The organism is Mycolicibacterium sp. ND9-15 (assembly GCF_035918395.1).
Taxonomy (GTDB): Bacteria; Actinomycetota; Actinomycetes; order Mycobacteriales; family Mycobacteriaceae; genus Mycobacterium.
In genome coordinates, this window is sequence record NZ_CP142362.1 from 2,127,139 (window position 1) to 2,153,610 (window position 26,472).

22 protein-coding genes and 1 pseudogene are annotated in these 26,472 nt (G+C 67.3%); 10 read left to right on the top strand and 13 right to left on the bottom strand.

The window, feature by feature from the left end; genetic code table 11:
• Nucleotides 1–2 precede the first annotated feature (2 nt).
• Nucleotides 3–1,226, bottom strand: a complete 1,224-nt coding sequence (locus QGN32_RS10395) for an alpha/beta hydrolase fold domain-containing protein (protein WP_326548479.1) — start codon at nucleotides 1,224–1,226, stop codon at nucleotides 3–5.
• A 165-nt stretch (nucleotides 1,227–1,391) separates the two neighbouring features.
• On the opposite strand from QGN32_RS10395, the gene QGN32_RS10400 reads away from it, so the two are divergent.
• On the top strand, nucleotides 1,392–3,560 hold the full coding sequence (locus QGN32_RS10400; RefSeq protein ID WP_326548480.1) for an acyl-CoA dehydrogenase family protein: 2,169 nt from the start codon (nucleotides 1,392–1,394) through the stop codon (nucleotides 3,558–3,560).
• Here the strand turns inward: QGN32_RS10400 and QGN32_RS10405 are convergent, their stop codons facing one another.
• From QGN32_RS10405 to QGN32_RS10420, 4 genes are read right to left on the bottom strand one after another with little or no spacing between them, the layout of a single operon-like run.
• Complete coding sequence (locus tag QGN32_RS10405; protein ID WP_326548481.1) at nucleotides 3,561–3,995, bottom strand: hypothetical protein; 435 nt, start codon at nucleotides 3,993–3,995, stop codon at nucleotides 3,561–3,563.
• The gene (locus QGN32_RS10410; protein WP_326549018.1) at nucleotides 3,992–4,639 is read right to left on the bottom strand and encodes a helix-turn-helix transcriptional regulator; all 648 of its coding nucleotides are present in this window, start codon (nucleotides 4,637–4,639) and stop codon (nucleotides 3,992–3,994) included. Before QGN32_RS10410 ends, QGN32_RS10405 begins: the two co-directional genes overlap by 4 nt.
• Before the next feature lie 16 nt (nucleotides 4,640–4,655).
• On the bottom strand, nucleotides 4,656–4,847 hold the full coding sequence (locus QGN32_RS10415; protein WP_326548482.1) for a ferredoxin: 192 nt from the start codon (nucleotides 4,845–4,847) through the stop codon (nucleotides 4,656–4,658).
• A 29-nt stretch (nucleotides 4,848–4,876) separates the two neighbouring features.
• Nucleotides 4,877–5,350 (bottom strand): hemerythrin domain-containing protein, encoded by a 474-nt coding sequence (locus tag QGN32_RS10420; protein WP_326549019.1) that lies wholly within the window; start codon nucleotides 5,348–5,350, stop codon nucleotides 4,877–4,879.
• Nucleotides 5,351–5,451: 101 nt separating this feature from the next.
• Between QGN32_RS10420 and QGN32_RS10425 the strand changes: the two genes are divergently transcribed.
• Nucleotides 5,452–6,354 carry an alpha/beta hydrolase gene (locus QGN32_RS10425; protein WP_326548483.1) on the top strand — a complete coding sequence of 301 codons (903 nt, stop codon included), beginning with the start codon at nucleotides 5,452–5,454 and terminating at the stop codon, nucleotides 6,352–6,354.
• 1 nt (nucleotide 6,355) lies between these two features.
• Here the strand turns inward: QGN32_RS10425 and QGN32_RS10430 are convergent, their stop codons facing one another.
• Genes QGN32_RS10430 through QGN32_RS10440 form a run of 3 tightly spaced genes read right to left on the bottom strand, consistent with a single transcriptional unit; the run spans nucleotide 6,356 to nucleotide 9,737 of the window.
• Complete coding sequence (locus tag QGN32_RS10430; RefSeq protein ID WP_326548484.1) at nucleotides 6,356–7,660, bottom strand: amidohydrolase family protein; 1,305 nt, start codon at nucleotides 7,658–7,660, stop codon at nucleotides 6,356–6,358.
• Entirely contained in the window at nucleotides 7,654–8,781 is a 1,128-nt protein-coding gene (locus QGN32_RS10435; RefSeq protein WP_326548485.1) for a CoA transferase, read from the bottom strand. Before QGN32_RS10435 ends, QGN32_RS10430 begins: the two co-directional genes overlap by 7 nt.
• A gap of 44 nt (nucleotides 8,782–8,825) precedes the next feature.
• On the bottom strand, nucleotides 8,826–9,737 hold the full coding sequence (locus QGN32_RS10440; protein WP_326549020.1) for a hotdog family protein: 912 nt from the start codon (nucleotides 9,735–9,737) through the stop codon (nucleotides 8,826–8,828).
• Nucleotides 9,738–9,823: 86 nt separating this feature from the next.
• On the opposite strand from QGN32_RS10440, the gene QGN32_RS10445 reads away from it, so the two are divergent.
• Nucleotides 9,824–10,972 carry an acyl-CoA dehydrogenase family protein gene (locus tag QGN32_RS10445; RefSeq protein ID WP_326548486.1) on the top strand — a complete coding sequence of 383 codons (1,149 nt, stop codon included), beginning with the start codon at nucleotides 9,824–9,826 and terminating at the stop codon, nucleotides 10,970–10,972.
• Between the two features lie 54 nt (nucleotides 10,973–11,026).
• Here QGN32_RS10445 and QGN32_RS10450 read toward each other — a convergent pair whose 3' ends face one another.
• Together QGN32_RS10450 and fadD4 are read right to left on the bottom strand one after the other, a co-directional pair.
• Nucleotides 11,027–11,911: an enoyl-CoA hydratase/isomerase family protein gene (locus QGN32_RS10450; protein WP_326548487.1), complete on the bottom strand. Its 885-nt coding sequence runs from the start codon at nucleotides 11,909–11,911 to the stop codon at nucleotides 11,027–11,029.
• Nucleotides 11,908–13,428, bottom strand: a complete 1,521-nt coding sequence (fadD4, locus tag QGN32_RS10455) for a fatty-acid--CoA ligase FadD4 (RefSeq protein ID WP_326548488.1) — start codon at nucleotides 13,426–13,428, stop codon at nucleotides 11,908–11,910. Before fadD4 ends, QGN32_RS10450 begins: the two co-directional genes overlap by 4 nt.
• Before the next feature lie 108 nt (nucleotides 13,429–13,536).
• On the opposite strand from fadD4, the gene QGN32_RS10460 reads away from it, so the two are divergent.
• From QGN32_RS10460 to QGN32_RS10480, 5 genes and pseudogenes are all read left to right on the top strand, one after another.
• Complete coding sequence (locus QGN32_RS10460) at nucleotides 13,537–16,197, top strand: ATP-binding protein (RefSeq protein WP_326548489.1); 2,661 nt, start codon at nucleotides 13,537–13,539, stop codon at nucleotides 16,195–16,197.
• Nucleotides 16,194–18,866: an ATP-binding protein gene (locus QGN32_RS10465; protein WP_326548490.1), complete on the top strand. Its 2,673-nt coding sequence runs from the start codon at nucleotides 16,194–16,196 to the stop codon at nucleotides 18,864–18,866. Before QGN32_RS10460 ends, QGN32_RS10465 begins: the two co-directional genes overlap by 4 nt.
• Nucleotides 18,863–19,474 (top strand): annotated as a pseudogene (locus tag QGN32_RS10470) (adenylate/guanylate cyclase domain-containing protein); the annotation flags it as partial. The gene QGN32_RS10465 and the pseudogene QGN32_RS10470, both read left to right, overlap by 4 nt.
• Before the next feature lie 88 nt (nucleotides 19,475–19,562).
• Nucleotides 19,563–19,892: a hypothetical protein gene (locus QGN32_RS10475; RefSeq protein WP_326548492.1), complete on the top strand. Its 330-nt coding sequence runs from the start codon at nucleotides 19,563–19,565 to the stop codon at nucleotides 19,890–19,892.
• 36 nt (nucleotides 19,893–19,928) lie between these two features.
• The gene (locus tag QGN32_RS10480) at nucleotides 19,929–20,204 is read left to right on the top strand and encodes a hypothetical protein (protein ID WP_326548493.1); all 276 of its coding nucleotides are present in this window, start codon (nucleotides 19,929–19,931) and stop codon (nucleotides 20,202–20,204) included.
• A 112-nt stretch (nucleotides 20,205–20,316) separates the two neighbouring features.
• On the opposite strand, the gene QGN32_RS10485 is transcribed toward QGN32_RS10480, so the two are convergent.
• From QGN32_RS10485 to QGN32_RS10495, 3 genes are all read right to left on the bottom strand, one after another.
• Nucleotides 20,317–22,143: a phosphoenolpyruvate carboxykinase (GTP) gene (locus QGN32_RS10485; protein ID WP_326548494.1), complete on the bottom strand. Its 1,827-nt coding sequence runs from the start codon at nucleotides 22,141–22,143 to the stop codon at nucleotides 20,317–20,319.
• 208 nt (nucleotides 22,144–22,351) lie between these two features.
• Nucleotides 22,352–23,824 (bottom strand): hypothetical protein, encoded by a 1,473-nt coding sequence (locus QGN32_RS10490; RefSeq protein WP_326548495.1) that lies wholly within the window; start codon nucleotides 23,822–23,824, stop codon nucleotides 22,352–22,354.
• Nucleotides 23,821–24,801: a hypothetical protein gene (locus QGN32_RS10495; protein ID WP_326548496.1), complete on the bottom strand. Its 981-nt coding sequence runs from the start codon at nucleotides 24,799–24,801 to the stop codon at nucleotides 23,821–23,823. Before QGN32_RS10495 ends, QGN32_RS10490 begins: the two co-directional genes overlap by 4 nt.
• A gap of 164 nt (nucleotides 24,802–24,965) precedes the next feature.
• Between QGN32_RS10495 and trmB the strand changes: the two genes are divergently transcribed.
• A complete protein-coding gene (gene trmB, locus QGN32_RS10500) occupies nucleotides 24,966–25,718 on the top strand; it encodes a tRNA (guanosine(46)-N7)-methyltransferase TrmB (RefSeq protein ID WP_326548497.1) in 753 nt (250 codons plus the stop codon).
• Complete coding sequence (locus QGN32_RS10505) at nucleotides 25,715–26,422, top strand: NYN domain-containing protein (RefSeq protein ID WP_326548498.1); 708 nt, start codon at nucleotides 25,715–25,717, stop codon at nucleotides 26,420–26,422. Before trmB ends, QGN32_RS10505 begins: the two co-directional genes overlap by 4 nt.
• Nucleotides 26,423–26,472 lie beyond the last annotated feature (50 nt).

Genomic DNA, 26,472 nt, shown 5'->3' on the forward strand with positions numbered 1-26,472 from the left:
GCCTAGATAACCTCTTTGGCCCCTACCAGCGTCCGGTTGCGGTGAATCTGGTTCAGGAACAACCCGATTGCGGTCGTGGCCGAGCCGGTCCTGGCGCCGTCGGTCATGTCGAACGCGTGCCCGGCGCCCGGCAGCTCGACGTAGCTCACCGCCGACCGGGACACGTTGCGCAGCCGTTCGACGAAGGCGCGGGCCTGCGCCACCGGGATGACGCTGTCGCCGGTGCCGTGCACGACCAAAAACGGTGGCGCGTCGGGATGCACCTGCGCGATCGGGGATGCCTTGCGATAGAGGCCGGGCTGTTCGGCGGCCTTGCGTCCGACGACGACACGCTCCAGGAATTCGACGAACCGCACCCGTTCGACGGTCGAGCGATCCTCCCAGCAGTAGCGGCCGTAGATCGGGATCACCGCGTCGACAGAGGTGTCCGAACCCTCCGGCAAGTCGGCCTGCAGCTCCGGGTCGTTGGGCGTCAAGCCGGCCAGCGCCGCCAGGTGCCCGCCCGCCGAAGTGCCCGCGACCGCCACGAATTCGCGGTCACCGCCGAACTTGTCGACATTGGCGCGGGCCCAGGCGATCGCGGTCTTGACGTCGTGGATGTGCGCGGGCCACCGGTGATGCGGCGCCACCCGGTAGTCGATGGACAGGCACACCCAGCCCTTCTCGGCGAGGTGGGACATCAACGCATAGCCCTGCAAGATACGGCGGCCGTGCACCCACGCCCCGCCCGGCACGAAGATCAGCACCGGCGCGGGTAGGACCGGTAACTCCTTGGGTCGCCACACGTCGAGCAGTTGCGAGGCCCGCGGCCCGTACCGCACCGAGGTGCGGTACACGCTGCGTCGATGCTCGCGTACCTTCCACAGCGGCGGCACCGACTCCGGCGCGGGCCATTCGATGGCGAGGTCGTTGGCGTTGACGACACCCCGGAGCGCGGCCTCGGTGACCGCACTGGTGCTGTCGCGGTCGGACCGCCTCAGCTCGGCGTCGCCCGAACTGAGCCACGACTTCACCGCCGCGCCCAGGAAGTCGGGCAGGTGGCGATAGCCCCACACACCCATCGCAGTGACAGCGCCCAACGGCTCGAGGTGCTTTCCGATGACCGGCAGTGAAGCCGACGCCACGCTCATTGCCAGCATGTAGTCCGACGGGCCGGCGTTCAGCAACCATCGCGCGCGCGCCGACAAGGTCGGGCCGGGATCCTTTGCGTCCGGTCGCACCGTCATTTCGCGACTGTACCGCGGTGGCCCCGGCGCGCACGACAACTTGCTGAAGTGTCCACCGGCGACATTTCCGGGTCTGGGAGCAGGCCGGGTCTCCTATACCGTGACCTGGGCCTGACGTCTAGCGTGACTTGGCGACCGTGAACCTTTTCGAAGAGGACTTCCACTGTGAGTAAGTCAGCGCTTGCCATCACCGAAGAGCACGTCGACCTGGCCGATGCGGCGTTCGGCCAGCTCAACCGTGTCAACAGCCGGGCGGCCGCCCGCGCGACACTGGACGGCGGCTCATCGCATCCCGCCGAGATCTGGTCGGCCGCGGCGGACCTCGGATGGACCGGGTTGGCCGTCGCCGAGGAGCATGGCGGTTCGGGGTTCGGCCTTGCGGAACTGGCGGTGGTGCTGGAAGCGCAGGGCCGTGAACTGTGTCCCGGCCCTTTCCTGCCGAGCGTGGCCGCCGCGGCGGTGATCGACCGCTGTGCGCCGGGTTCGGTTCGCGCCGAACTTCTTCCGGGACTGGCAGACGGCAGCGCGGTCGGCGCGCTCGCAGTGTCGGGCAGCGTGACGATCGGCTCCGATTTGGTCGTGACCGGTGCGAGCCCCGCGGTGTTGGGCGCGCCCGATGCGGACGTGCTGGTCATCGTCGCCGGCGACGACGTAGTCGTGGTCGACGCCGCGGCCGACGGCGTCACGATCACCACCCTCGAACCGATGGACACCTCACGCAGCCTCGGCTCCGTCGAGCTGAAGGGTGTGACGGTTGCCGAGGGTCGCGTGCTGCGTAGCGCAGCACGCAAGGCGCGTACGGTGTTTCGCGTTCTCGCCTCGGCCGAAGCGGTTGGCGTGAGCTGGGCGAGCATGGAGATGGCCGTCGAGTACGCCAAGGTGCGTGAGCAGTTCGGCCGCACGATCGGCACCTTTCAGGCAGTCAAACACCACGCCGCCAACATGCTCGTCAACGCCGAGGAGACGGCGGCCGCGACGTGGGACGCCGCCCGCGCCGACGATCTGGACGGCGCGTGGTTCGCCGCCGCCGTCGCAGCATCGCATGCGATCCGCACACAGATCTTCAACGCGGAGAACAATATTCAGCTGCACGGCGGAATCGGTTTCACTTGGGAGCATGATGCCCACCTCTATCTGAGGCGTGCTCGCACGCTCGCCGCGTTGACGGCCGAGGCCGGTGACCCGCTCACCGACATCCTGGAGGCGCAGCGCAGCGGGCGGGCGCACGGCGCCTCGTTCACGCTGCCGCCTGAGGCCGAGCAGTTCCGGGAGGAGGCACGTGAGGCGGTCGCGAAGCTCCGCTCCCTGCCCGAAGAGAAGCGCCGTGACTTCCTCGTCGACTCCGGTTACCTGGTGCCACACTGGCCCAGGCCGTGGGGACGCGCCGCCGAGGTGCTCGAACAGTTGGTCATCGAGGAGGAATTCGCCGACATCGAGCGGCCGGACATGGGCATCACCGGCTGGGTGACGCTGACCATCGCGCAGGCGGGTACTGACGACCAGCGCGAGCGATGGGTCGAGCCGGTGCTGCGCGGCGAGGTGATGTGGTGCCAGCTGTTCTCCGAACCCGGGGCGGGCTCGGACGCCGCGGCGGTGCGGACGTCGGCGAAGAAGGTCGACGGTGGCTGGCGGGTGACCGGTCAGAAGGTGTGGACCAGCCTGGCCCATCTGTGTCAGTGGGGCTTGGCCACGGTCCGCACCGATCCCGACGCGCCCAAACACGCGGGCGTGACGATGATGGCGATCGACATGAAAGCGCCTGGCGTGACGGTGAACCCGCTTCGGGGCCTTACCGGCCACGCGCATTTCAACGAAGTCTTCTTCGACGACGTCTTCGTACCCGACGCCGATGTGGTCGGTGACGTGAACAAGGGCTGGCTGGTGGCCCGCGCGACCCTGGGTAACGAGCGCATCTCGATCGGCGGCGGCTCCGGCGGAACGACCGGTTTCACCGCCGGGGACCTGGTCAAGCTGCTCGATAACGCGCCCGCCGAGACGCGGCCGAACTACGTGCGGCGGGCAGGCGAGGTCATCGCGGAGATGCACACGCTGCGCCTGCTGAACCTGCGCCGGGTGACCCGGGCGATCGCGGGCTCGGAGCCGGGCCCCGAGGGCAACGTGACCAAGCTGCTGGTTGCCGAGTCCGGCCAGCGGATGACCGAACTGGCCATGGAGTTGGCGGGATCGGCGGCGGTCGTCGGGCAGGCCCCGACGCTGACGCAGGCCTACCTCGGCAACCGGGCGATGACCATCGCGGGCGGGACTTCGGAGATCACACGCAATACGATCGCCGAACGGATCCTGGGTCTGCCGCGGGACCCGCTGCTGAAATAGTCAGGCCAGCAGGGCAACTCCGCCGACGATCAGCGCGACGACCTTCACCGCTTCGAGCGCGACGTAGACGTAGTGGACGCGGGACCGACCCGCTGGCGCTTGCCCCGGCGGTGTCGAAAGTACGGCGTCCGAGCGCCGGTTCAGTGCGGGCCGGACCGCCACCAGCTGAGCGGCCAACGCGACGACGACCACGCCGACCGCGATGACGACGGTCGGCGACGGCCGCTCGATCGCGACGGCGATCACCAGAACCAGGGCCAGCGCGACTTCGATGCTGTTGAGCGCGCGGAACACCAGTCGGCCGATACCGAGGCCGACCTGTAGGGAAACCCCCGGTGCCCGGAACTTCAGCGGGGCCTCGACGAAGGAGATCGCGATCACCATGCCCAGCCACAAGAAGGTGACCGCGATTGCGATCGCATGTGCGACAGTCACGAAACTCGCCCTCTCGGTTTCAGATTGGCAGTACAGAGACCCGGTTCGGCGAACGGTATCAAGGCGTCGACGTTGACCGGCGCATCCCAGGCCGCCAATGCGCCTTGCATGAGGCCCAGATGTACGGGGCAGATCACGTCGCGGCGGCTCTCCGCCACCTCGAGGAACGGGCAATTGTGCAGTCCGATCTCGCCGATTTCGGTATCACCCGAACGCCTTTCGGGAGCAAATCCCAACTCGGCGAGCAGATCGGTGAGTCGGTCGACGGCCTGCTCGCGGTCCCGTACGACGTCGGCGTCATGGGCGACGGCCGCGGTTCTGGCCCACTCGCGGCCGGCCGTGACCGCCCGCTCCTGCGGGTCGCGCTGGCGCGCGAGGGCGTCGGCCAGCACGAGCGCCAACATCCGGTAGTCACGGGGACCGTCCGGGTCCATGCCCGTCGCCACCCGGAACATCAGAGGTGGTCGGCCCGGTTTAGTGCGGCTGGGTTTGACCCTGTTGACGCGTCCCCGCTTGGTCAGTGCTTCGAGATGAAAACGCGCGGTGTTGGGGTGGATCGACAGCTGCTCAGCGATCTCGTTGATGCTCATCGGCCTGCCGGCGCCGCGCAGCGTAGCCAGCACCTCCTCGCGGCGCCCGGCAATCACCGCCGTCACACCCTCAGTCCTTCCGGGACAGTGCCGCGCGCGGGCACTCGGCGATGGCCTTCTCGGCGTGCGCCTCCAGCTCGGGCGGCACCGGGTCGACCATTACTACGGCGTAGTCGTCGTCGTCGAGCTCGAACACCCCCGGCGCGTACTTCACGCAGAGCGCATTTCCCTCACAGCGGTCTCGGTCCACTACGACGCGCATGATGCCTCCTCCATTACCACCATCGGCACTCATTCCCCGGCGTGCCGGCATAGCCATCCGTCGGGCATCTGACCCGTCTCCAGGAACCGGGACAGCTCTGCGCGGGCCTGCGCGGGGAGATCGGTGTCGATGTGGGAGTAGACGATCGGTTCCTCTTTGGAATTGTGCTGGTGCAGTTGAGCCAGCAGCAGACCGCATGCGTCCTCGAGTGAGCCGATGTCGGCATCACCGGCGAGCAGGGTTGCCAGGGCGTCCATGGTTCGCCACAGTTCGCCGTGCTCCCGCATCATCACGAAGATCGGCATCGTCATCCCGGCCTCGCGGATCGGCGGAAACAGCATGCTCTCTTCGAGATAGATGTGGCGACGCAGCGTTTCGAGCGCCGCAATGAGCAGGTCGGGTCGCGCGCTGCCATCCGGAAGGCCCTCGACAAAGGTTTCGATGGCGCGGTCGATTTCGTGATGCTCTCGCTCCAGGGCGACATCCAGTGCCAACGTGTGCATCCGCTTCTCCTGCCACCGTAACGACAGCACGAGTTTATACAATTCGCATTGTGTAAACAATGGACGGCGTCGGCCGACGCCGGTCAGGTAATACTTGTCGGATGCCGCCGAGTCACTTCCATCCCGATCTGCGCCGCGCCGCCAGCCTCGCTCCCAAGCAGGTGATCACCCCCGTGACGCTGCCCATAGTCCGAATGATCACACGGCGGATGTGGCGGCGGGTTCCTCGCGACGTGGAGGCGCTGACCTTGCCTTCGGGTGTCGACGTTTGGTTGTACCGGCCCACCGGTCACACGGGCCAGGGTCCCGCGCTTCTGTGGATTCACGGCGGGGGTTTCGTCATCGGGCACCCCGGGCAGGACGACCAACTGTGCCGGCGGTTAGTACGGCGCCTCGGCGTCACGGTCGCCTCTGTCGACTACCGGTTGGCGCCCGAGCATGCGTACCCAGCGGCGATCGACGACTGCTATTCGGCCTTGACCTGGCTGGCGGCGCTGCCGACGGTGGATCCTGATCGCGTCGCGATCGGCGGAGCCAGTGCGGGCGGCGGCTTGGCGGCATCGCTGGCGCAGGTGGCGCTCGATCGTGGCGACGTGGCGTTGGCCGCCCAGTTGCTGGTCTATCCGATGCTCGATGACCGCACCGTCGATCGCCGTGATCTCGACAAGCCCGGACATCGCCTGTGGAACAGGTCGAGCAACAAGTTCGGCTGGTCGGTCTATCTCGGCGACGCCGACCCCGCAGTGGCGGTGCCCGCCCGCCGGGCGAACCTCGCCAACCTCCCGCCGGCCTGGATCGGGGTGGGAACACTGGACCTCTTCCACGACGAAGACCTCGCCTACGCCGAACGACTCAGGGCCGCGGGGGTGCCGTGCGACGTCGAGGTCGTCGAGGGTGCCTTCCACGGATTCGACGGTATCGCACCGAAAGCTTCGGTCTCGCAACGGTTCTTCGACAGCCAGTGCGCGATGCTGCAGCGAGCGCTGGCGCCCGCCGCGGCCTGAGTCACCCGCGTTCGAACACGACCTCGCCGGCGATCACGGTAGCGGCTACCATGTCGGACGCCAGCGTTTCGACCGCTTCGTCGGCTGGTGGCGCCAGCACCGCGAGATCGCCCGGTTGGCCGGGCGCGACGGCCCGGCGCCGCAACGGATCCTCGCCCGTGCCGAAGAACATGCTCAGCGCCTCCGGGGCCGCGATGCGTTCGTCGGCGCCCAGCACCGTGCCATTGCCCGTGACGCGGTGAACCGCGGCACGGACGGTCGCCCACGGGTCGCCGGCGCCGAACGGCATATCGGTCGACAGCGCGATAGGCACCCCCGCCTGGACCAGAGAAGCGACCCGCCACAGCTCGTGGTGTTCGGCGGCGGGCACGTCCGCGAGGTACTGATCCCCGCGCTCGGCGACGAAGTTGGGCTGCGTCACCACGGTCACCCCGCTTTCGGCGAGGGCCGCGAGGCTCTCGTCGGGGACCACGGAGGCGTGCTCGATGCGGTCTTTGGGGTGTGTTCCAGTTGCGCGCAGCGCCGAAAGCGTGATGACGAGTTGTGCGGCGGTCACACAATGCACGGCGACGGGCGCACCGTCCGCGTGCCGTTCGCAGATCCACGCGGTGAGCTCGTCGAGGTCGAGGTCGAGGTCGTGCAAAATCCGCTTACCGGGCGCCAGGCAGTGGATACGCTGCCGCACCCCTCTGGTGCGATGTGACTCCAGAAGCCTGACGATGTCGCCGACTTCGAGGTCCGGTGTCGCGTCGGTGACGCCGGTGACACCGAAGCCGCTGAGCCTCGCGCTCACCTCGGCCAGTCCGGTGTCGTTGCGCTGCAACGTATCCGACCAGGATCGGTCGGCGCTGCGTAACCGTCCGTCGGGATGATCGACCATCCCGACGCGTGCCAGGCCGGCCGAGTTCAGCGTCCACAGCACACCGCTGCGATGCTGTACGCGCACCGGCACCGGCGGCGACACCTCGTCCAGCACGTCGCGGTCGAGCCGCCCCGCGGCCGCCTCGTGGTAACCCACCGCCCTGACCCAGCCGTCGGCGCCGACGTGCGCCGTCGCGAGCACCCGGGCGAGCTCCGCCCGGTTGCGCACCTCCGCCGGACCGACCCGCGCCGACCTCAGAGCCGCGGCGGCGGACAGCAGATGGACGTGATGATCGTGCAGGCCAGGGATGACGGTCCGGCCGGCGGCGTCGTAGACCTGCTCACCGGGAAGCGGTGCGAGAGTCTGTTCGACGGCAGTGATCTGTTCTGCGACACGGATGTCGACGCCTGCGCCGTCGAGCAGAGTCGCCCGCGCAATCAACAAGGCACGAACCGTCGCTGTCGGATCAGTTCCTCGACTTCCTCGTTGTCCGCGCCGAGCGGTGCCGCCGGTTGTGATGGTTGCGGGGTTATGGCGCAGGGGGATTGGTCCTCGCGCGGCAACTCGGCATAGGTGGCGGCCACGGCGGCCATCGACATCTCGATCAACTCGCCGCCGCCGCTGCGCAACGACTGCACCACGGCCAACGCCGCCTCCAGACCCGTCAGCGGGTCGGCGATCGCGTCGCCGCAGAACGCCGGATCATCGGGAGCGCCACAAACAAGGCCGCCCGACACGGCCGCGTCGTCGCCGAAGGCCACCCAGTTCGCGCGGTCGCCGTCGGTGCCGTGGCCGGTGACACGCAGCCACACCCGGCCGTCCCGCGGCGGTATGTCCGTCGGCGCCAACCCCCGGCGAATCAATGCGGCGGGCCGCGACGACTCGATCACCACATCGGCGGCGGTGAGCAGCGCGCGCAGTCCGGCGGGCTCATCGAAATCTACTTCGTAGGAGAGTTTTCCGGTGTTCATCCAGTCGAAGAACGGTTGGGGTCCGCGGCGCGCGCCGTCGGGCCGGGCGGCGCTCTCGACCTTCACCACGATCGCGCCCGCCCGTGACAGCAACTGCCCACACAGCGGGCCCGCCCACATCGCGGACAGGTCGGCGACCAGCAGGCCCGCCGGCCCGCGTGTCGCGGTGCCCGCGCCGAAGGGGTACACCCGCGACGGCTCGGCGGGTGTCTCGGCGAGCGCAGCGACCGGCAGCCCAAGCAGACGGGCGCGCTCGGCCACATCGACGGCGTCGTTACCCGCGACCCAGTCCTGCACGGCCGGCCAGGGCTCGTCCACCCTGTCGGCGGCCACGAGCGCGGGGACGGCGGCAATATCCTCGGGCCGCGCCAGCGTGAGCGCACACCAGCCGTCGCGGCTCTGCAGAAGGCGCGTCGCACCGCCCGCCGACACGCGCCCGTCTGGTGACAAGCCCAACAGCGCGGCGCGCCCCCCGACCAACTCGGCGGCGTCGACCGGGACGCCGGTGAACGTCTCGAAGGCGTCTGCGAGCCGCCGCGCCCGTTCGAGCGCGGCGCTGGGGACGGTCAACCACGACGACGCCACGTTCTCCATTGTCGACTTCTGTGAAAGCGGGAGGACCGCGGGGTGGGAACCGCTCAGAACTGCAGCGCGTTGAACCGCCAGTCGAGCACCTCGCGGTCCGGCTGACCGACCGCGTACACCAGCGACCGCAGCGTCAGCACGCCGCGGCCGTCCGGCAGCGGCTCCGCGCGCTCGACATGCAACTCGCTGTAGAGGGTGTCCCCTTCGTACACCGGCCCGGTGTGGTCACAGGACTGCCAGCCCAGCACCGTCACGAGGTTGGGCAGCAACCGGGTCGCCTGGGCCAGCGCCAGCCCGATGGTGTGCCCGCCGTACACCAACCTCTGCTCGTTGACCCGCCAATCGTGATGCGTCGCAGCGATGTTCAAGGTCAGCCGGGCCAGCTCGGCGGCGCTGCTCACCACGTCGGCGGTGCTGTGCAGCACTGTGCCAGCGAGCCCCGCGTCGAACTCGGCGCCTTGGACGTTGGCGCGGTAGGCCTCGGCGTCCCAGCCCGCGGTCGGGTCGGGCGTGGGCAGGCTCTCGACCCCGATCGCCGCCAGGTCGTCGGCGTGGCCGGTGCCGCCGGCTCCCTCGCGCAGCGGCAGCATCGCGCACCGGTGGAAGTCGAGCACCAGGCGGCCGAGTTGGTCGACGGTGGTCATCCGCAAGGCCGCCAAACCGGCCCGCGCACGCCCAGGCCTGGCCGAGTTCTCTTTCAGTCCGACCACTTCGGTTCGGGTGAACAGCGTGTCGCCGATGACAGGGAACCGGTGAAAGACCAGTCCCCGGTAGAACAGGTTGGCCTTGACCCGTTGAGTCACCAGGGTGGTCTGGCCGATCGCCACATCGCACACCAACGCCGGGTGCGCCAGCGGGCCGGTCGCCCCGGTGACGGCCATCGCGAGCTCACCGTCCAGTGCGAGGCGGAGGCGATCCCCGACGATCGACTGGTGCACGGCCGCCGCGCCTGCGGTCAATGTCATCGAGGGTGCGGTGTCGAAGACCTGCCCCACTTGCAGCTCGTCGAAGTAGGGACCGGTCACGAAATCCGATCGTACAAACTGTCCGTATGGATGCCGAAGAAACCATGCTGGTCGCCACCGTCCGGGCGTTCGTGGACCGCGAGGTCAAGCCCCGCGTGCGTGACGTCGAACACGCCGACGAATATCCCGAGGCGTGGATCGAGCAGATGAAGCAGATCGGCATCTACGGTCTGGCGATCCCCGAGGAGTACGGCGGTTCACCCGTGTCGATGCCCTGCTATGTCGAGGTGACCCAGGAGCTCTCGCGCGGCTGGATGAGCCTGGCCGGGGCGATGGGCGGGCACACCGTGGTCGCCAAGTTGCTCGTGCTGTTCGGCACGGAGGACCAGAAGCGGCGCTACCTGCCGGCGATGGCCACCGGGGAAGTGCGCGCCACGATGGCGCTGACCGAACCGGGCGGCGGATCGGATCTGCAGAACATGTCGACGACCGCGTTGCCGTCTGAAGGCGGTGGCCTGGCGATCAACGGGTCGAAGACGTGGATCTCGAATGCGCGGCGGTCGGGGTTGATCGCGCTGTTGTGCAAGACCGATCCTGCGGCCACGCCGCGGCACAAGGGCATCTCGGTGGTGCTCGTCGAGCAGGGTACGACCGGCTTGTCGGTGTCGCGTGATCTGCCGAAGCTGGGCTACAAGGGCGTCGAATCGTGCGAGCTGGCGTTCGAGGACTGCCGCGTGCCCGCATCGGCGATTCTCGGCGGCGAACCGGGCAAGGGCTTCGCGCAGATGATGAAAGGCCTTGAGACAGGCCGTATTCAGGTGGCCTCACGGGCACTGGGGGTGGCGACTGCCGCCTTGGAGGACGCACTGCGCTATGCCCAGGAGCGCGAAAGCTTCGGCCAGCCGATCTGGAAGCACCAGTCCGTCGGCAACTACCTGGCCGACATGGCGACCAAGCTGACCGCCGCGCGCCAACTGACGCGCTACGCCGCCGAGCGCTACGACAGCGGCGAGCGCTGCGATATGGAGGCGGGGATGGCGAAGCTGTTCGCCTCCGAGGTCGCGATGGAGATCGCGCTCGACGCGGTCCGTATTCACGGCGGCTACGGCTATTCCACGGAGTACGACGTCGAACGGTATTTCCGCGACGCGCCGCTGATGATCGTCGGCGAAGGCACCAACGAGATTCAGCGCAACGTCATCGCCGCGCAGCTGGTGGCGCGGGGCGGCATCTGATTCAGGGGGTTTCGGCGCGCTACAGATCGCTGGGCGGTTTGTAGCGCACCGAAATCACGCGATCGCGTCGATGAGGCCCCACCGCAGCGCGGTTGGCGGGTCGATGGTCTCGCCGGACAACACCAGATACGCCGTCCGCCACCGGCCGATGCGGCGGGTGACGCTGACGGTGCCGCCAGCGCCCGGAATCAACCCGAGGCCGAGCTCGGGAAGCCCGAAGACGGCGTCGGCGCTCGACTGAATGTGCCCGCAGAACGCTGCCATCTCCAATCCGCTTCCCAGCACCTGACCGTGCACCGCCGCGCGGCACCGCTCCCCCAGCCTGGCGCTCAGTTCGGCGAGCACCAGCGCCGGGCTGTGGCGCGTGCGGGCGAAGTGCGCGCTGACCGGGTCGACGAAGCTACCGAACTCGGCGAGATCGCCGCCGCTGCAGAACGACGGGCCGTTGCCCGACAGGATCACCTCGGTGACCGACGGGTCGAGCCGTGCCACCTCCAGCGCATCCAGCAGCGCGGCGCGCGCATCGGTGGAGAATGCGTTGTGCCGGGCCGGGCGGTTGAACCTCACATACAGAGTGCCCTCGTCCCGTTCGGCCACGACAGGATCGGCGATCTCGGGAACCTGCGCGGGACCCCGTTCGGCATGCCAGCGGACGAACTCCGGACCCGACTGCAGGGTCGAGTACGCCAGCGACTCGGTGATGACGCCGGCGAACGCCGGCGCGGCTGGGTCGACGGCGCGCAGAACGTCGTCGCAGATGCCCGCGGCGTGCGGCCATCGGGCACACCGCTCCCGAAGTTCGTCGAGCGCGTCGGACACCGACGCGACGGTGATCACCCGCCGGTCGTCGGCGTCGTCGGCGCTCAGCGTGAAAGTGGCGTCGTCGGTTGGCGATTCAACCGCGATGACGATGCCCGCTGCCAACTCGACTTGCGTCACGAATGCTTCTCGATCAGTTCTTGCTTGTACAGCTTGCCGGTGTCGGTGCGCGGCAGCTGCTCCTGGAAGGAGATCGACCGCGGACATTTGTAGTGCGCCAGTCGATCCCGCAGCCACCCGATCAGCTCCTCACCGAACTCGGGGGCAGCATCGGCAGGATCCACGGTTTGCACCACACCGTGGACCCGCTGCCCCATTTCGTCGTCGGGAACACCGAACACCGCCGCGTCCAACACCTTCGGGTGCGTCACCAACATATTCTCGGCTTCCTGTGGGTAGATATTCACACCGCCCGAGATGATCATGTGGTGCCTGCGGTCGGTGAGGTACAGAAAGCCTTCCTCATCGACATAGCCGATGTCGCCGACCGTCGTCCAGCCGCGGCCGTGGCGCGACTGCGCGGTCTTGTCGGGATCGTTGAGGTACTCGAACGCCGTTCCGCCCTCGAAGTAGATTTCACCCGGCTCACCGGGAGGCAGTTCGTTGCCGTCCTCGTCGCAGATGTGGAGGGTGCCGGTCATCGCCTTGCCGACGGAACCGGGATGAGCCAGCCAGTCCTCGGCGCTGATCAGCGTCGACCCGTGCGCCTCGGAGGAGGCGTAGTACTCGTCGATGATCGGCCCCCACCAGTCGATCATCTGCTTCTTGATCTGGACGGGGCACGGCGCCGCGGCGTGGATTACCCGCTCGAGGCTGGACACGTCGTACGAACTACGCACGGCCTCGGGCAGTTTGAGCATCCGGGTGAACATCACCGGGACGAACTGGCCGTGCGTGACGCCGTAACGCTGAATGGCGTCCAGCGCGCCTTCGGGGTCGAACTTCTCCATCACGACGGTCGTGTATCCGGCAGCCTGCACGGTCATCGACCACACCGACGGTGCCGTGTGGTAGAGCGGTGCCGGGCTCAGATACACCGAATTCGGCTGCATCCACACGGATACGAGCATGGTCATCAATCCGGGCGCCTCCGCGGGCGAAAGATGTGGCAGTTCGCGCTTGATGCCTTTGGGCCGACCGGTGGTGCCCGACGAGTACTGCAGCAGGTCGCCCTCGACCTCGTCGGCGATCGGTGTATAGGCATGTTGGGCAACACATTCGGGATAGCGCTGCCAGCCCTCGAGGCCGTCGTCGGCGATGATCAGCAACTCGGGTAGACCACGGGGCAACTCGCCACCGAGGCCCTCGAGCGTGTTGCGCAGTGCCGCCGAGCCGATGATCGCCTTGGCGTTGCTGTTGTCGATGATGTATGCCACCTCGGCCGCGGTCAGATGCGTGTTGATCGGCACGTAGTAGAGACCGCTGCGCCGCGCCGCCCACATCACGGCGTGAAAGTGTTCGTTGTTCTCCATCAGCATCGCCACGGTGTCGCCCTCGACGAGGCCGGCCTGCCGGAAGTGATGCGCCAACCTGTTGGCGCGCGCCTCGAGCTCACCGAACGTCACGACGGTGCCGCTGGGATGCATGATGACGGCGGGCTTGTCGGGCGTGGCCTCGGCATGTTCGCGGATCTGCATGGGCTGACTCTACGATGCGTCGAGTTGACAGGTGTCAAGTGGTCGAATCCGTCCGCTACCGAGTCCGCCGACTTACCATCAATCCGCAGGAAAAGGCGGTGCGGCCGGATGAATGGCGGACAGAAAGCGGTGCCGACCGGGGTCGTCACGTTCTTGTTCACCGACATCGAGGGGTCGACCCGGCGTTGGGAAGCTGACGCCGGAGAAATGCGGCGCGCTCTGGCCGCCCATGACGATACGTTGCGGCGCACGGTGGAGTCGTACGGCGGTTGGCTGTTCAAGCACACAGGCGACGGCGTTTGTGCCGCGTTCGCATCGCCGGGAGCCGCAGTCGACGCGGCGATCGCCGCTCAACGGAGCCTGGAACTACCCGTGCGGATGGGGATCGCCACCGGGGAGGCGGAGTGCGGTGAAGGCGACTATCTCGGGGCGGTGCTGAATCGCACTGCGCGGCTGATGGCGGCCGGGCACGGTGGTCAGGTTCTGCTGGACGGAACCACTGCGGGTCTTGTCCGCGGGATCGACCTTATCGGCTTGGGAATTCGGCGGTTGCGTGACATCGCACAACCCGTAGAAGTGCTCCAAGTCTCTGCGCCCGGGCTGCGTGCCCAATTCCCCTCGCTGCGGAATCTCGAAGAGACGCCGGGAAATCTCAGGGCGCCGGCTACCAACCTGATCGGACGCGAGGCGCAACTGGCGGAACTGGAAACGACGCTGAAAAGTCACCGACTGCTGACGCTGACCGGCGTCGGCGGGGTGGGCAAGACCCGCCTGGCGGTCGAGTTGGCGGCGATTTCGGCCGAGTCCTTCCCCGACGGTGCATGGTTGATCGACTTGGCCGCAGTCGGGGACCCCACGGCCGTGCCCGACGCGGTGGCGGCTGCTCTCGGCATCGTCCAACAGCCCGGACTGACTGTGACGGACAGCGTCGCATTCGCGCTCGAGAGTCGGTCGCGGCTCTTACTTTTCGACAACTGCGAGCACGTGCTGGACGCGGCGGCCGACATCATCGAGGGGATCCTCGCCGCCTCAACGGCGGTGAAAGTGATCGCGACGAGCCGCGAGGGTTTGGGCCTGGCCGGAGAACAGCTGTGGCCTGTCCCGCCGCTAGATATCCAGTCAAGCGCCGCAACGTTGTTCGCCGAGCGGGCGCTGGCGGTGGCTCCCGGCGTGGCCCTTGATGACGATGACGATGTGATCACCGAGATTTGTGGTCGTCTCGACGGAATCCCCCTGGCGATCGAACTCGCCGCCTCGCGAATGCAATCCATGACCGTCGACGAGATTCGCGACCGCCTCGACGACAGATTCCGACTGCTCGTCGGATCGAGGCGAGGTCTGGATCGGCACCAGACGCTTCGCCAAGCCGTGCAGTGGTCCTACGATCTACTCGGCGCAAACGAGAAATCACTTCTCAATCGGTGTTCGGTGTTCGCAGCTGGATTCGAGCTCGCCGGCGCGTGCGCCGTGAGCGGATCCGACGACGATATGGCGACGCTGGATCTGCTCCATGCCCTGGTACGGAAGTCGCTCCTGGGGGCCCACCGGTCAGCGGGCCGGACGCGGTTCTCCATGCTGGAGACGATCCGTCGGTTCGCCGAGGCCCAGCTCGTCGCAGATGGGGCCGCCGATGCCGCACGCGATGCGCATGCCCGCTACTTCGCTGCGCAGGAATCCAACGTGCTCGCGCTGTGGGACGGTCCGCGCCAACGAGAGGCCTACGCCTGGTTAGACACCGAGCTGGCGAACCTGCGCACCGCGTTTCGTTGGGCGGTAGACGCACACGACCTCGACACGGCCGCGGCCATCGTCGTCCCCTCGGCCTCGATCGGCCTGATCGCCGAAATCCACGAGCCGTTCTCGTGGAGCGAGGCCCTCCTTCCTGCCGCAGAGGAGGCGGACCATCCACGGTTGGCACAGCTGTATGTGTTCGCCACGTGGTGTTACACCACCGGACGATTCGACGATGCAACGGTATATGCGCGGGCCGCTCTATCGGCGCTCGACAGCGGTCGCTACGAGCCCGTTCCATTCGACTTCGAATGCACGATGGGCGGTTTCTACGCCGCACTCGGCGACCCCGAGGTCTGGAGTGAAATATGCCGCAAAGTTATTGCACGCGACAACGGAACTCACGTCTACGCCAGAAGCGCACTCGTCGCCTCGCTTGCGATCTCGGATCACCTCGACGAAGCCATCGAGGAATCCGAGGACTTGCCCGCGGTGGCGGAGGCGGAGGGAAATCCGCAGCGGACCAGCTTCGCACTGTTCGCATACGGGGTGGCGCGGCGCTACAGCGACCCGGCCGCCGCCTACGCGGCGCAGAGTCGGGCGCTGAAGATCGCACAGGACAGCGGAAGCAAACAGAATGTGTCGTTCACCTCGCTCGCGCTCGCCATGCTCGCCGTCCGTCAGGCACGGCCGCTCGACGCCTTGGACAACTTGGCTCTTGCGACTCAGATTCGTTATGACGCCGGCAGTTTCTCGCTGATCGACAGCCCCTTGGCGGTCCTCACGGTCCTCTTTGATCAGCTGCAGCTGTATGAGCCGGCTGCGCGGCTGGCCGGTAGGGCGGCCACTCCGATGTCCGAGCACGCGTACCCAGAACTCGCCGCGGCCGTCGAACACTTGCGTTCAGTCCTCGGCGATTCGACGTTCGAAGAGTTGGCCCGTGATGGCGCAGCGATGGGCAACGCAGCCACGGTGCAGTTCGCACTGGAGCAGATCGCGCTGGCGCGCGCCAAGCTCGCGAGTTCAAGTAACGGATGACCATGCACGCCGCTCCGTCAGGCATTGTGACGTTTCTCTTCACCGATGTCGAAGGGTCTACCCGCCGGTGGGAGACGGACGCGGAGGCGATGCGCTCGGCGTTGGCGGCGCACGATGAGGTGATGCGGGGTGCCATCGAGTCGCACGACGGCTGGCTGTTCAAGCACACCGGCGACGGCATCTGCGCGGCGTTTTCTTCCCCGCGCGCCGCGGTCGACACGGCGGTGGTTGTGCAACGGCAGCTACGCTTGCCGGTGCGGATGGGTATTGCGACCGGTGAGGCGGAGTGCCGTGGCGGCGACTACTTCGGCGCGGTGCTCAATCGCACCGCACGCTTGATGGCAGCCGGCCACGGCGGACAAGTCCTGCTGGATGGCACTACCGCCGGTCTTCTCGCCGACATCGAGCTGAGACCGCTCGGATCGAAGCGCTTACGTGACATCACCAAGACGGTGGAAGTCTTCCAGGTGCTTGCCCCCGGCCTACGTACCGAATTCCCGCCATTGCGGACACTCGACCGCACGCTGGGTAACCTGCGCACACCCACCACAAAGATCGTCGGGCGCGAGGACGAACTCGACGACCTGAAAGCGGCCTTGAAGGCGCATCGGCTGGTGACCTTGACCGGCGTCGGGGGAGTCGGCAAGACGCGGCTCAGCCTGGAGGTGGCCGCTCTATCCACTGACGATTTCCCGGACGGTGTGTGGGTGATCGAATTTGCGACCGTCAGCGATCCCGCCACGGTGCCCGAGGCGGTTGCAGCCGTCCTGGGTATTGCGCAGCAGCCGGGACTGACCGTCGCCGAAAGCGTGGCTGCAGCGCTCGAAGGGCGTTCCCGGCTTCTGCTGTTCGACAATTGTGAACACGTCTTGGATGCGGCAGCCGCGATGATCGAAACGGTCTTCACGCAGTCGTCGACGGTGAAAGTCCTGGCGACCAGTCGTGAAGGTCTGCGTCTGCCCGACGAGCAACTCTGGCCGGTGCCGTCGCTGGATGTGCGTACGGGCACCGACTCGGCGGCGGTGGCGCTGTTCTTGGAGCGCGCTTGCGCTGTCGCACCGGGCATTTCACTGATGCCCGCTGAGGTGGAGGTGGTGGTCGACCTCTGCCGACGGCTGGATGGCATTCCATTGGCGATCGAGCTGGCCGCCTCGCGCCTGCAGTCCATGACCGTCGTCGATGTACGGGATCGACTCGATGACCGGTTCCGGCTCCTGGTCGGCTCCAGGCGCGGGCTGGAACGTCATCAGACGTTGCGCCATGCGGTTCAGTGGTCCTTTGATCTACTCGACGATCGCGAAAAGGATATGCTGACAAGGTGTTCGGTGTTCGCCGGTGGGTTCGACGTTGCGGAAGCGTCCGCGGTGGCGGGCTCCGACGACGAGTTCGCCGCTCTGGACCTGCTCGACGCCCTAACCCGGAAGTCGCTTCTGGTCGCCGACAGATCCGCGGCGCATTCACGATTCTCGATGCTGGAGACTATCCGGCAATTCAGCGAGGAACAGCTCGTCGTGTCGGGCCAGGCTGAAGCGGCGCGTGAAGCACATGCCCGCTACTTCGCCGACCGAGAAAGCGACGTTCTCGCACTGTGGGACGGTCCGCGGCAGCGCGAGGTTTATTCGTGGTTCGCTCTCGAACTGCCGAATCTGCGCACCGCGTTCCGGTGGGCCGCCGACCACGGTAATCTCGATATCGCCGCCCCGATCGCCGTTTATTCGTCGATCCTCGGGTTCTGGGTCGAACAGATGGAGTCCGTCGCGTGGGCCGAGGAACTGGTCGGGCCCGCCAAGGCGGTGGATCACCGAAGGCTCGCACAGCTGTATGCAATGGCGGCCAGATGCGCGATGGGCGGCCGAATCGATGAGGGGTTCGCGTACGCAAGGGCCGGATTGACGGCGATCGAGCGTGATCGCTACGACGCGATCCCGTTCGAGATAGACGCTGAACTCGCCGGCCACTTCGGCATGGAAGGCAACCTCGACCGTTGGATCACTTACTGCCGCAACAAGATCACTCGCGAGTCGGGTCCGCACATCTACACACGCGGCTACTTCGTCAGCGCGCTGAGCATTGCCGATGGCCTTGACGAGGCGCAGGCGGAGTCAGAAAGTCTGAGCAGGGTCGAGGAGATCACCGGCAACCCGGCCTTGATCTGCTGGGCATTGAACATGTACTCCTGGGTCCGACAGAACACCGATCAGGCTGCGGCACTGGAGGCCAACCGCCGCGGCCTGGAGATCGCGAAGAAGAGCGGCAACCGACTGCTCGAGACCTATCTCGCGTCGAACCTATGCAGGCTGGCGGTGGCGAACGGAGATTCTTCCGAAGCGTTCGACCTTCTCGGCGTGGCGATTCACAACTACGTCACGTCCGGCAATTACTCCCTGCTGCCGCAACCGACGGCGGTGCTCGTCGCGTACCTCGACCGCCTCGGCTACTCCGAGGCGGCGGCCACACTGAGCGGGTTCAGCACATCGCCCTTCGTCGGCGACTACTACCCCGAACTGGACACGGCCATAACCCATCTTCGCGAGGTGCTCGGCAACCACGCCTACGAGTCACTCGCGGACGTCGGCAAGAACATGAGCAATGCCTCGATCGCGGACTACGCTCTTGAGCAGATCGACCGGGCGTGTGCTGATCTGGCGAGTTCTGGTGATTTACAGTGACATCCGACCTGCCGTCGGGCGTTCTCACGTTCTTGTTCACCGACATTGAGGGCTCGACCCGGCGGTGGGATATCGATGCCCGCGCGATGCAGACCGCGCTCGCGGCTCACGACGCCGTTTTGAAGGATGCGATCGAAGCCCTTGACGGCGTGGTGTTCAAGCACAGCGGTGACGGCGTGTGCGCGGTGTTCTCCTCGCCCCGAAACGCCGTCGACGCGGCGGTGACTGCCCAACGCAGCCTCGAACTACCCGTGCGAATGGGCATCGCCACCGGCGAGGCAGAACTGCGCGACGGCGACTACTTCGGCGCCGTCCTCAATCGCGCGGCACGGGTGATGTCTGCCGGCAACGGCGGTCAGATCCTGCTCGACGGTACGACCGCAGGACTCCTCAGTGATGTCGATCTGGTGCCTATGGGACCGAGACACTTGCGTGGCATTGCCAAACCCGTTGACATTTCACAGCTTCGAGCCGAAGGGTTACGTGCGGAGTTTCCACCGCTGAACACACTGGATTCGACGCCGGGTAACTTGCGCCCACCTGTAACCAGCTTCATCGGGCGCCGAGCGGAACTTGCAGACGTGGAGACGGCGATCAAGGCCCACCGCGATCGCCAGCCCGTACGCCGCAATCGGACAGACTGAACGGTGGGTGGACTGGTGCCGCATTGTGATGGCGCGCCATCCGGAGGCCCACATGCATACCCGCGCGATCTTCAGGCTCGCGCTGACGATGGCTGGCGCCGTCGACGAGGCGGCGGCGGTGTCAGTCGAGCTGCTGGCGTTGAGTGACGCCACCGACAACCCGACTCTTGCCGCGTGGGCATTGTTCGCATACGGCACCGCGCACAGCGAGCGTTCTCCCTCGGTTGCCTACGAGGCGTTGCGTCGCGGGTTCCGGATCGCTCAGCAAAACGGAAGCAGTAACACCCAGTCCAGCATCGCCGCCATGTTGACCGCTCTGGCGACGATGTGCGGTGAGCCCGGCGATGCTCTGAATTACGCGATGGTGTCCATCCGCTTCTAGTACGACTCGGGCAACTTCTTCCTTGTCAAGAACTCGTTGGCCCCTCTGGTCACGCTTTTCGACAAACTCGGGCACTGGGAAGCCGCCGCCACGATCAGCGGCTTCGCCGACTCACCGTTCAACAGGTCCGCCTATCCGGGACTGGAGGCGGCAGCGACCCACCTAGAGGACGCACTGGGGGATGAGACCTACGAATCCCTCACTCGCACAGGCGGACAGATGACGACGGCCGAAATGGTCGCGTACACATTCGACCAGATCGATCAGGCCCGAGCTCGCCTCACGGTAAGCAACGCGAGGCGATCCGTTTGACCGGCGACTACCGTCTCGGCGGACGGCCGCGCTCGCTCAGCCACGAGCGTGCGTAAAGTGCTCAGTATTCTCGGCGTGGCGCGAAGCAGACACGCACGCTCGCGCCAGAAAGTTACTCCGCTTCGAGGCGGTGCTTCAGCCCGTCGAATTCGTCCTTGATGCCGGTGGGCAGCTTCTCGCCGACGAACTCGAACCACTCCTCGATCAGCGGGATCTCCTGACGCCACTCGTCGACGTTGACCTCCAGCGCGAGGTCCACGTCGGCGGCGTCGACGTCGAGGCCATCGAGATCGAGGTCCCCGGCGGTGGGCACGGTGCCGATCGGCGTGGTGCGCCCGTTCGCGCGCCCTTCGATCCGGTCGATGATCCACTTCATCACGCGGCTGTTCTCACCGAAGCCGGGCCACAGGAAGCGGCCGTCGTCGCCGCGGCGGAACCAGTTGACGAAGAAGATCTTCGGCATCTTCGACTCGTCGGACTGCTTGCCGATGTCGATCCAGTGCGCGAAGTAGTCGCCGACGTTGTAACCGAGGAACGGCAGCATCGCCATCGGGTCGCGGCGCACAGTGCCGACCTTGCCCTCGGCCGCGGCGGTCTGCTCGGAGCCCATGGTGGCACCGATGAACACCCCGTGCTGCCAGTCGCGGGCCTGGGTCACCAGCGGCACCGTCGTCTTGCGGCGCGCACCGAACAGGATCGCCGAGATCGGCACACCCTGCGGGTCGTCCCATTCGGGCGCGAGCGTCGGGCACTGCGACATCGGGGTGCAGTACCGCGAGTTCGGATGTGCGGCTTTGCTTTCCGTCTCGCGAAGGATCCAGTCGTTGCCCTTCCAGTCGATGAGGTGATCGGGCTCGCCCTCGAGGCCCTCCCACCACACGTCGTGGTCGTCGGTCAGCGCGACGTTGGTGAAGACGGTGTTGCCGGCCTCGATGGTCTTCATCGCGTTCGGGTTGGACTTCCAGTTGGTGCCCGGCGCGACGCCGAAGAACCCGAACTCGGGGTTGACGGCGTAGAGGCGGCCGTCCTTGCCGAACCGCATCCAGGCGATGTCGTCGCCGATGGTCTCGGCACGCCAGCCCGGAATCGTCGGCTGCAGCATCGCGAGGTTGGTCTTACCGCACGCCGACGGGAACGCCGCCGCGATGAAGTACGCCTTGTTCTCCGGGGAGATGAGCTTGAGGATCAGCATGTGCTCGGCCAGCCAACCCTCGTCGTGGGCCATCGCCGAGGCGATCCGCAGCGAGTAGCACTTCTTGCCCAGCAGTGCGTTGCCGCCATAGCCCGAGCCGTAGCTCATGATCTCGCGGGTCTCCGGGAAGTGGGTGATGTACTTGGTGTCGTTGCACGGCCAGGGCACGTCCTTCTGACCCGGTTCCAGCGGGGCGCCGATCGAGTGCAGCGCCTTGACGAAGAACCCGTCGTCGCCCATTTTGTCCAGCGCGGCCTTGCCCATCCGGGTCATCGTCCGCATCGACACGACGACGTATTCGGAGTCGGTGATCTCGACGCCCAGCTTGGGATCCTCGGCACCGAGCGGCCCCATGCAGAACGGGACGACGTACATCGTGCGCCCCCGCATACACCCGCGGTACAGGTCCGTCAGAATGCCGCGCATCTCGGCCGGATCCATCCAGTTGTTGGTCGGGCCGGCGTCGATTTCCTTCTCGGTGCAGATGAAGGTCCGCGATTCCACGCGTGCGACGTCGGAAGGATCGGACAGCGCGAGGTACGAGTTCGGCTTCTTGTCCTCGTTGAGCTTCGTGAACGTGCCCGCCGCCACCAGCTGCTCACACAGCCGGGCGTTCTCTTCGTCGGAGCCGTCGGTGAACACGACGCGGTCGGGCTGCGTCAGCTCGGCGACCTCTTGTACCCAGGCGAGCAGACCCTTGTGCTTTGTCGGTGCGGTGTCCAAACCGGGGATGGTCGCTGCGGTCATGAAAATCTCCTGTGTCTGTTGCTGCCAGGCCAGAGGCTCTGTATGCGCCACCAGACGGGGACAGGCGGCGCCGCGGTTTCCCTATATCGAGGTTATCGCGGGTAAGAACGCGGCGGCGAACCGGGACTGTGTCCGATCACTCACAAGAACGATTCAGAAGGCTGTTTCACAGGGCTTTCATGGATCGGGTACCGGGTGTTGACGCGCGTCAATCAGAGAATTCGGCACTTTCGGCCGGCCGCGCCGCGGATAACTCGGCCCGCACCGCGTCCAGCGCCCGCTGCAGCGACGGCAGCCGCTGGTCCCGCACCACCGCTGCCCGCGCGGTTTGCGCCGCGTGCTCGCGCAGTTCGGCGTCGATTTCGGCCAGCCGCTGCGCAGCCGCGACGGCCTCGCGTTCGTCGCGCACGCTCAACTCCGATGTCAGCGCGCTCTCGGCGGCCAGCACCCGCGTCGCGACCCGTTCCTCGAGCGCCGACCTCAGCGTGGCGACGACGTCGGTGACCCAGCGGTCCAGCACCGCCCGGTCCTGCAGGACTCCGCGAATCCCCACCACCCACACCGTCAACGCCAGCCCCACCAGCCCGCCCGTCACCAGGCCGGCGATGGTCGGGCCGGACGCCGAGTCGGTGAACAAGCGCGAAACCGCGAGCGCCACGGTAAACCCGAAGCCGGCGCCGAGGATCATCGTCAACTGCGTCTCCAGCCGTCGTGACTTCAGAGCCGGCGACGCGATCTCCGGACCGGCGGGCGCCGCCGGGACCGGCGGGACGGTCAGGCCGAGGTGCGCCGCCGCGTCGGTCAGCTGGGCGGTGACGCCGTCCTCGACCTCCGCGACGACCTCGTCGACCCGGTCACGCACCTGCGACTCGAAGCCACCGAGCCGGCTGCGTGGCAGCTGCGACGCGTCCTCGGCGAGTTCGGTCCGCACCGACGTACACCGGTTGCGCGCGAAATGGCCGAGCTGGATACGGGCCTGTTGGGTCTGGCTGCGCAGGGCGACTACGCGTTCGGACTTCGACAGCCGGCGGTGCCGGACGACGTCGTCACGGCTCCTCTGCAGCGCCGCGACGCGGGCCCGACGATCCGAACCCTCGCCTTCGGCACGAAACTGTCCGATTGCCGACTCGAGCCGGGTTTCCCACGCCCGCAGCCGATTTCGTCGGCCGAGCTCCGGACTGGCCAACCGCTGCCGGAGCAGGCCCACGAGTTCGTCGACGCTTGGCTCCCCCAGATCGGGCGCTGCGGCAGTACCCACCCACGGTACGTGGGCGTAGCGGGGCGACCGGTCGGCCAGCACCGCGCGATCGGCGGCCAGTACGTCGCGCCAGTTCCGGTGCGTGTCGATCTTGGAGACCACGCCGACCACCAGGTCGGTATGCCGCGTGGCCAGATCGAGGAGTTGACAGTCGGATTCAGTCAACGGCGCCACCGCTGAGACCACGAACACCACCGCGGCGGGCGCATCGCCCTGGTCAAGCTCCTCCGCCTCGACGAAGGTGTGTTCGGGCATGCGCTCGCGCAGCGCCGCGGCCACGCTGGTCGTGCCCGCCAGCCACGGACCGGTGACGAGTACGACATCGCGGGACCGCACCGCCGGTGGTGCCAGCCCCGGTTCGACGGCCGCGACAACCGCATCGGCCGAAGCGAGCGGATCGGTGCTCGCCACGTCCGCCCTCACCGCGACCGCTCGAGCAGGCGCAGAGAACCGCGGCTGATGTCGGCGGCGCAGGCGCGGTGGAGCCTGTCGACCGGACCGCTGCCGTACCGCTGCCAGTGCACGGCGCGGCCCAGGTGGGCGGCCGGGCCGTCGTCACGGTCGACGGTCACGCCCGCCGCCTCGACGACATCGACCGCCGCGGTCATCATTGCCAGCACGCTGTCGTCGGTCACCAGCAGGTCGGTCAACCGTGATTCGTTCGATTGTGCTGCGAGCGCACGTAATTGGCGTACCGCGACCCGCAAGCGCTGGTACCGCAGCGGTGCGCCGGCCGCGTGGATGTGCTCGACGACCCGGTCGAGCCGGCTGAGCTGCCTCAAGTGGTTCTGCAACGAATCGGCGCTCACACCCCGGTCGAGCGCGAGCACCGCATGGGCGATGCCGAACCGGTCGAGCACTCCCAGCAGGCGTTCACGCAACTCCCGTGGCAGCGGGTGCGGCGCTTCGGTGAACGCGTCGGTCGACGTCAGGTCGGCGGGCTGGGTGCGCAGGATGTGCAGCGCACCCAGGAGGTCATCGGTCATCACCACATCGGCCAGCAGCGCGATCATCGGCACCGTCGGGAGTCCGGTCAGCCCCCGGCAGCGCGCGGCCCGCTGGTGGGCCAGCGCCACCGGCCCGCCCGCGCCGAAGCCGGTGAGGTCGGCCTTGTTCAGGACGACGACCGCCGGCCGGCCCGAGCCTCCGATCAGCGCCCGGTCCTCGGGTTTGAGTGCTTCCGCGATCACCAGCACGTCGATGTCGGCGGCCGGCCCGGGTGACACCGAAACCCTCGCGGCCGTCAGCGCAGCGGCCACGGTGGCACGACCGACCCCGTCGCGGCCGCGCACCGCGACCCGTATCGGCGCGGTGAGGCGCCGGATGATCGGTGTCACCCGCGCGTCGCGGCTTTCCTGCTCGACTTGCCGCAGCGCTTCGACGAAAATCTGCTGACACATCACACACCGGCCTCCCTGTGACGATCGTGACACCTCGGTCCGCGTGGTGCGAGTGGCCGTGTCGCCTCCTGGGGACAACCGCCAATACCAGCCGAAGGCAACTGTTGGGTATCAATCTGCACCACGATGCGGGTACTCGTCTCCCGATGAGACACCATGGACGAATGCAGCTGCCCGGGTCCGACGTCGCCACGGGGTCGGCATCGGGGCCTGGAGTCCCCACCGAGCAGCACCGCTATCCCCGGGTCACCAGCTTCCGCACCAGGCGCACCACGCTGTCGTCCGCTCAGCAGGCAACATGGGACCGGCTCTGGCCGGAGATCGGCATGCATGCGCGCGACGGTGGCGAGCCGGCCCCCCTGCTGGACAGCGATGCGTGGTTCGGCCGGTCGGCGCCCGTGGTGCTGGAGATCGGCTGCGGGGCCGGGACCTCGACCCTCGCGATGGCCAAGGCCGAACCCCACCTCGACGTCGTCGCGGTCGAGGTGTATCGGCGCGGGCTGGCCCAGCTGCTGTCCGCCATCGACCGCGAGGAAGTGCCGAACATCCGGCTGGTCCGCGGCGATGGCGTGGACGTGCTGCAGCACATGTTCGGACCGGACACGCTGACCGGTGTGCGGGTGTTCTTCCCGGACCCGTGGCCCAAAGCCCGCCACCACAAGCGTCGACTGCTGCAACCGGCCACCGTCGCTTTGATCGCCGACCGGCTGCGGCCCGGCGGCATCTTCCACGCGGCGACGGACCACGCCGGTTACGCCGAGCAGATCGCCGAGGTGGGTGACGCCGAACCGCGGCTGCGTCGGGTCAGTCCGACCGATCCCCTGCCGATCTCGGTCGAGCGGCCGGTCACCAAGTACGAGGGCAAGGCGCAGCACGCCGGCAGCGCCGTCGCCGAACTGCTGTGGGAGAAGTCATGAGCCTCACAGAAGACATCGGGCAACTCGCTGGGCAGCTCGCGCCACCCGAAGCATCCCCGCTGGCACCGGACGATCAGACGGCCCGCGTGCTGCTCGTCTGGGACGCCCCCAACCTCGACATGGGTCTCGGTTCGATCCTCGGGGGCCGGCCAACCGCCGCGCACCGCCCGCGGTTCGATGCGCTGGGCCGATGGCTGCTGGCACGGACGGCCGAGTTGTCGTCCGCGAGGCCGGACGTCACGCTCGAGCCGGAGGCCACGGTCTTCACCAACATCGCGCCCGGCAGCGCCGATGTCGTCCGGCCGTGGGTGGAAGCCTTGCGTAACGTGGGCTTCGCGGTCTTCGCGAAACCGAAGATCGACGAGGACAGCGATGTCGATACCGACATGCTCGGTCACATCGCGCTGCGCCGCAGCGAGGGCCTAGCGGCCGTGATGGTGGCCTCGGCCGACGGCCAGGCGTTCAAGCAGCCGCTGGAGGAGATCGCCCGCGACGGCGTTCCGGTCCAGGTACTCGGATTTCGCGAACATGCCAGCTGGGCGCTAGCGTCGGATACCTTGGAGTTCGTCGACCTGGAGGACATCCCTGGTGTGTTCCGGGAGCCGCTACCGCGAATCGGCCTCGATTCGCTACCCGAGCAGGGGGCATGGTTGCAGCCGTTCCGGCCGCTGTCCTCGCTATTGACCTCGCGGGTCAGCAGCTGAACTGCGCGAGGTCGACATCGACTACTGAGAAGAAACCGAGTAAGGAGCTT

Bases quoted from the DNA above. Each gene is read 5' to 3' on its own strand.
- QGN32_RS10395 (WP_326548479.1), bottom strand. From the start codon at position 1,226: ATGACGGTGCGACCGGACGCAAAGGATCCCGGCCCGACCTTGTCGGCG.
- QGN32_RS10465 (WP_326548490.1), top strand. From the start codon at position 16,194: ATGACCATGCACGCCGCTCCGTCAGGCATTGTGACGTTTCTCTTCACC.
- QGN32_RS10485 (WP_326548494.1), bottom strand. From the start codon at position 22,143: ATGACCGCAGCGACCATCCCCGGTTTGGACACCGCACCGACAAAGCAC.
- QGN32_RS10445 (WP_326548486.1), top strand. From the start codon at position 9,824: ATGGATGCCGAAGAAACCATGCTGGTCGCCACCGTCCGGGCGTTCGTG.
- QGN32_RS10495 (WP_326548496.1), bottom strand. From the start codon at position 24,801: ATGTGTCAGCAGATTTTCGTCGAAGCGCTGCGGCAAGTCGAGCAGGAA.
- QGN32_RS10415 (WP_326548482.1), bottom strand. From the start codon at position 4,847: ATGCGCGTCGTAGTGGACCGAGACCGCTGTGAGGGAAATGCGCTCTGC.
- QGN32_RS10460 (WP_326548489.1), top strand. From the start codon at position 13,537: ATGAATGGCGGACAGAAAGCGGTGCCGACCGGGGTCGTCACGTTCTTG.
- QGN32_RS10440 (WP_326549020.1), bottom strand. From the start codon at position 9,737: ATGACATTGACCGCAGGCGCGGCGGCCGTGCACCAGTCGATCGTCGGG.
- QGN32_RS10505 (WP_326548498.1), top strand. From the start codon at position 25,715: ATGAGCCTCACAGAAGACATCGGGCAACTCGCTGGGCAGCTCGCGCCA.
- fadD4 (WP_326548488.1), bottom strand. From the start codon at position 13,428: ATGCAGATCCGCGAACATGCCGAGGCCACGCCCGACAAGCCCGCCGTC.
- trmB (WP_326548497.1), top strand. From the start codon at position 24,966: ATGCAGCTGCCCGGGTCCGACGTCGCCACGGGGTCGGCATCGGGGCCT.
- QGN32_RS10435 (WP_326548485.1), bottom strand. From the start codon at position 8,781: ATGGAGAACGTGGCGTCGTCGTGGTTGACCGTCCCCAGCGCCGCGCTC.
- QGN32_RS10475 (WP_326548492.1), top strand. From the start codon at position 19,563: ATGCATACCCGCGCGATCTTCAGGCTCGCGCTGACGATGGCTGGCGCC.
- QGN32_RS10425 (WP_326548483.1), top strand. From the start codon at position 5,452: ATGCCGCCGAGTCACTTCCATCCCGATCTGCGCCGCGCCGCCAGCCTC.
- QGN32_RS10420 (WP_326549019.1), bottom strand. From the start codon at position 5,350: ATGCACACGTTGGCACTGGATGTCGCCCTGGAGCGAGAGCATCACGAA.